Annotated in this window: 5 protein-coding genes; 4 read left to right on the top strand and 1 reads right to left on the bottom strand. The window is 62.9% G+C overall.

Features of this window, described 5'->3' with window-relative positions; translation table 11 throughout:
- The first annotated feature begins 37 nt into the window (after positions 1-37).
- Genes NKJ80_RS31275 through NKJ80_RS31265 form a run of 3 tightly spaced genes read left to right on the top strand, consistent with a single transcriptional unit; the run spans position 38 to position 3,077 of the window.
- Entirely contained in the window at positions 38-916 is an 879-nt protein-coding gene (locus tag NKJ80_RS31275) for an ABC transporter permease (protein ID WP_352498952.1), read from the top strand.
- On the top strand, positions 913-2,067 hold the full coding sequence (locus tag NKJ80_RS31270) for an ABC transporter permease (RefSeq protein ID WP_023682179.1): 1,155 nt from the start codon (positions 913-915) through the stop codon (positions 2,065-2,067). Before NKJ80_RS31275 ends, NKJ80_RS31270 begins: the two co-directional genes overlap by 4 nt.
- A gap of 38 nt (positions 2,068-2,105) precedes the next feature.
- Positions 2,106-3,077 carry an ABC transporter substrate-binding protein gene (locus tag NKJ80_RS31265; protein ID WP_023668223.1) on the top strand — a complete coding sequence of 324 codons (972 nt, stop codon included), beginning with the start codon at positions 2,106-2,108 and terminating at the stop codon, positions 3,075-3,077.
- Positions 3,078-3,125: 48 nt separating this feature from the next.
- On the opposite strand, the gene NKJ80_RS31260 is transcribed toward NKJ80_RS31265, so the two are convergent.
- Positions 3,126-3,584 carry an Lrp/AsnC family transcriptional regulator gene (locus NKJ80_RS31260; RefSeq protein WP_023682177.1) on the bottom strand — a complete coding sequence of 153 codons (459 nt, stop codon included), beginning with the start codon at positions 3,582-3,584 and terminating at the stop codon, positions 3,126-3,128.
- A gap of 123 nt (positions 3,585-3,707) precedes the next feature.
- Here NKJ80_RS31260 and NKJ80_RS31255 point away from each other — a divergent pair, with 123 nt between their 5' ends.
- Positions 3,708-4,991: a cystathionine gamma-synthase family protein gene (locus NKJ80_RS31255; protein WP_023668225.1), complete on the top strand. Its 1,284-nt coding sequence runs from the start codon at positions 3,708-3,710 to the stop codon at positions 4,989-4,991.
- The last annotated feature ends 51 nt before the right edge of the window (positions 4,992-5,042 follow it).

The raw sequence follows: 5,042 nt of genomic DNA, 5'->3' as shown, positions 1-5,042 counted from the left end.
GGGGAGAGGAGTGCACCCCGCTGGCGAGGCGCGCTAGATGGACACCTTCCGCGAAAAATTCATCCCCGTGACCTCCATCCTCCTGGGCGTGGTGGTGCTCTGGTATGTCTTCGCCGTCATCCTAAACGCGCCCTTCCAGCGCGACCTCGACCGGCGCGCCGGGGAAACCCACGACACCGTCGAATTCATGGGCAAGACGCTGTCGCAGCCCAAGCCGACGCTGCCGGCGCCGCATCAGGTGGCGGTGAACTTCTTCGAGAACACCTTCCTGCGGCCCATCACATCGAGCCGAAGCCTCGTCTACAATGCCTGGGTGACCCTGTCGTCGACGTTGCTCGGCTTTGCCTTCGGCACGGCGCTCGGCATCGTCATCGCGGTTGGCATCGTGCATGTGGCGACGCTCGACCGCAGCCTGATGCCGTGGATCATCGCCTCCCAGACGATTCCCATTCTGGCGGTGGCGCCGATGATCATCGTCGTGCTGGGGGCGATCGGCATCAGCGGTCTGATCCCAAAGGCGATGATCTCGACCTACCTGTCGTTCTTCCCGGTGACGGTTGGCATGGTGAAGGGCCTGCGCTCGCCCGAACTCATGCATCTCGACCTGATGCACACCTACAATGCCAGTGTCTCGCAGACCTTCTGGAAGCTGCGGGTGCCGGCCTCGGTGCCGTTCCTGTTCACCTCGATGAAGGTGGCGGTGGCGGCGAGCCTGGTCGGCGCCATTGTCGGCGAACTGCCGACCGGTGCTGTCGCCGGCATCGGCGCCAAGCTTTTGGCAGGCGCCTATTACAGCCAGTCCATCGACATCTGGTCCGCCCTTGTGGCGGGCTCGGTGGTGGCGGCCCTTCTGGTCATGGTGGTCGGCATAGCCGGGCGCCTCGTTGACCGCGCGATGGGCGGGAGGCCGGCATGAACTGGCTGAAGCCCTCCTGGCAAGCCGTGCTGGCCATTGCGCTGTGCCTCGTCGCCGTCGCGCTCGGTGCGATGTCGAAGCCGGAAGCGGCCGCCCTTGCAGACCCGACAGCAAGCTTCGACTACCCCTATTTCGGGATAAAGACCCCGATGATCGGCCTGGCCGTGCTGGCAGGGCTGATCTCGATGATCAGAATTTCGCCGCTGGCCGAGGCTGCGGTGCTGTTCATCGGCGCTCATCTCGTCGCCTGGATGCTGATCTCGGGCATTACAGGTTTCGAAGGCACGGCATTGGCGCCTTATTTCCTGCTGCTCGCCGCTGCCTGGCTGCTGGCCTGGCGCTGTGTGGCGGTGCTGTCGGGGCTTCGCCCGATGGCAAAAGGGGCGCGGATGGCGCTGCGCCTCATCATCCCGGCGATCTTCGGCGCCTGGATCCTGATCATATGGGAAGCGGTGACGCGTGGCGCCGGCATTCCCTTCATCCTTTTGCCGCCGCCGAGCGCCATCGGTGTGCGCATCGCCAGTTCCCTGCCGGTGCTCGGCGCCGATATCAGGCAGACCATCTTCAAGGCGGTGATCTTCGGTTATGTCATCGGCAGCGGCGCCGGCTTCCTGGTGGCGATTGCGGCCGACCGCGTGCCATTCCTGCGCCGCGGTCTGCTGCCGATCGGCAATATGGTCTCGGCGCTGCCGATCATCGGTGTGGCGCCGATCATGGTGATGTGGTTCGGCTTCGACTGGCCGTCCAAGGCCGCGGTCGTCATCATCATGACCTTCTTCCCGATGCTGGTGAACACGGTTGCCGGTCTTGCCGCCTCCGGCCATATGGAGCGCGATTTGATGCGCACCTATGCGTCGGGCTACTGGCCAACACTCTTGAAGCTCCGGCTGCCGGCGGCAGCGCCCTTCATCTTCAACGCGCTGAAGATCAACTCGACGCTGGCGCTGATCGGCGCCATCGTCGCCGAGTTCTTCGGCACGCCTGTGGTCGGCATGGGCTTTCGCATCTCGACCGAGGTCGGGCGGATGAACATCGATATGGTCTGGGCCGAAATCGCAGTTGCAGCACTGGCGGGTTCGGTCTTTTATGGCGTGGTCGCTCTCGTCGAGAGAGCCGTCACGTTTTGGCATCCCTCTGTCCGTGGTGGATAGGGCGGTGGGTTCGGGTGTTAACTTCAGAGGGTAAAAACATGAAAAGACTGATCATTCCGATGCTGGCCGGCGCGATGTCGCTGGGCGCGTTCCAGGCAATGGCCGCCGACAAGGTGACCTTGCAGCTGAAATGGGTCACGCAGGCGCAGTTTGCCGGCTACTATGTCGCCAAGGCCAAGGGTTTTTATGAAGCCGAAGGCCTCGACGTCGACATCAAGCCGGGCGGTCCCGATATCGCACCCGAGCAGGTGATCGCCGGCGGTGGCGCCGACGTCATCGTCGACTGGATGGGTGGGGCGCTCGCCGCGCGCGAAAAGGGCGTGCCGCTGGTCAACATCGCCCAGCCGTTCAAGAAGGCCGGCATGGAGCTGGTCTGCCCGAAGGATGGCCCGATCAAGACCGAAGCCGATTTCAAGGGTCACACGCTCGGCGTCTGGTTCTTCGGCAACGAATATCCTTTCTACGCCTGGATGAACAAGCTCGGCCTGAAGACCGAAGGCGGCCCGGATGGCGTCACGGTTTTGAAGCAGAGCTTCGACGTGCAGCCGCTGATCCAGAAGCAGGCGGATTGCATTTCGGTCATGACCTACAACGAGTACTGGCAGCTGATCGATGCCGGCTACAAGCCGGACCAGCTCACCGTGTTCAACTACTCGGCGATGGGCAACGACCTGCTTGAGGACGGGCTCTATGCCTCGGAAGACAAGCTCAAGGATCCGGCTTTCGAAGACAAGATGGTGCGTTTCGTGCGCGCCTCGATGAAGGGCTGGAAATATGCCATCGACAACAATGACGAGGCCGCGGGCATTGTCATGGACGGTGGTGGCCAGGACGAAAACCACCAGAAGCGGATGATGAGCGAAGTCGCCAAGCTGATCGACAATGCCGACGGCAAGCTCGACCCGGCGACCTACGAGCGCACCGCCAAGGCGCTGCTCGACCAGAAGATCATCACCAAGGCGCCGACCGGCGCCTACACCACAGCCATCACCGACAAGGCGATCAAATAAGCCTGGCCAGGCAATTTCGACCTCGAGAGCGGCGCCTTTGACCAAATGTCAGAGGCGCCGTTCCTTTATGGTGTTCATGACGAAGCTGGTCTCGATCGACGCGACGCATTTCAGCCGCGCGATCTTTTCCTTGATGAAGCGCTCGTACTGTTCGAGGCTGCCGGTCACCACCTTCAGCACATAGTCGCGCGACCCGGTGACGAGGTGGCATTCCAGCACCTCTTCCCAACCGCGGATGGCGTCTTCGAACATGACGATCTCGTCCTCGTTCTGGCGGCTGAGCCGAACGGTGGCGATGGCGACCATGTTCCAGCCGAAGGCGGCCGGGTCGACCAGCGTGGTATAGCCCCGGATAATGCCGGCCTCCTCCAGCCGGCGTACCCTCCTCAAACATGGCGACGGCGACAGGCCGATGCGCTCCGCAAGCTCATTGTTGGTGATGCGGGCGTCGGCCTGCAGCTCGCGCAGGATCTTGCGGTCGAAATCGTCGGCTATCTTCTGCTGCACTTTTGCTCTCGCTCGGCAATTTGTTGCCGGGATGCAGCCATGCGAGGCCGAAAATAGCAAGGACTGGTGGACCGGGATCGCATAAATTGCTGGACGAGACTCCTCCAGAACGCAGGAAAAGCCATGACCGCGCCGCGCCCGTCGAAAACCCACATCGGCAACCACAAGCTCCATCCGGAAACGTTGATGTTGAGCTATGGCTTCGATCCGCAACTGTCGGAAGGCGCCGTCAAGCCGCCGGTGTTCCTGACCTCGACCTTCGTGTTCAAATCGGCGGAGGAGGGACGCGACTTCTTCGACTACACATCCGGCCGCAAGGAGCCGCCGAGCGGCACGGCGTCCGGCCTGGTCTATTCGCGCTTCAATCATCCCAACTCGGAGATCGTCGAGGACCGGCTGGCGGTCTATGAGGGAACGGACGCCTGCATCCTGTTCTCGTCGGGCATGTCGGCGATCGCCACGACGCTGCTCGCCTATGCCCGGCCGGGCGATGTCATCCTGCATTCGCAGCCGCTTTACGGCGGCACCGAGACGCTTTTGACGCGCACGCTGTCCGGCTTCGGCATCGGCGCTGTCGGCTTCGCCGACGGCGTCGACGACAAGGCGGTGCGGGCCGCTGCTGATGCAGCGGTGGCGAAGGGGCGTGTCTCGGTCATTCTCATCGAAACGCCGTCGAATCCGACCAACAGCCTGGTCGACATCGCACTGATCCGGAAGTTTGCCGACGAGATCGGCGCAAGCCAAGGATCAACGCCGATCATCGTCTGCGACAACACGCTGCTCGGCCCGGTGTTCCAGCGACCGATCGAACATGGCGCGGATGTCTCCGTCTATTCGCTGACCAAATATGTCGGCGGCCATTCCGACCTGATCGCCGGTGCGGCGATGGGCAGCAAGGCGGTGACCAAGCCGATCAAGGCGCTGCGCGGCGCCATCGGCACGCAACTCGACCCGCATTCCTGCTGGATGCTCGGCCGCTCGCTGGAGACGCTGTCCATCCGCATGGAGCGCGCCAACGACAATGCGCGGCTCGTGGCCGAATTCCTGCGCGATCACGCCAAGGTCGAGAAGGTGCATTACCTGCCGTTCCTGGGCGAGGATACGGCAGCGGGACGGGCCTACAAGGCGCAATGCAGCGGCGCCGGGTCGACATTTTCTTTCGATATCAAAGGCGGAGAGAAGGCGGCCTTCGCATTTCTCAACGGGCTGCAAATATTCAAGCTGGCGGTGAGCCTCGGCGGCACGGAGTCACTCGCCAGCCACCCGGCGGCGATGACGCACTCCGGCATTCCCTTCGACGTGCGCCAGCGCATTGGCGTGCTGGAGACCACGGTCAGGCTGTCGATCGGCGTCGAGCATCCGGACGATCTTATCGCCGACCTGACGCAGGCGCTGGCAGCGGTCTGATAGCTCGCTTGTAGATATCAGGAAAGGGGCGATCGTCTTGGCAGCGTCGGC

The organism is Mesorhizobium sp. M0030 (assembly GCF_040323695.1).
Taxonomy (GTDB): Bacteria; Pseudomonadota; Alphaproteobacteria; order Rhizobiales; family Rhizobiaceae; genus Mesorhizobium.
This window is presented reverse-complemented; position numbering and strand designations above follow the sequence as displayed.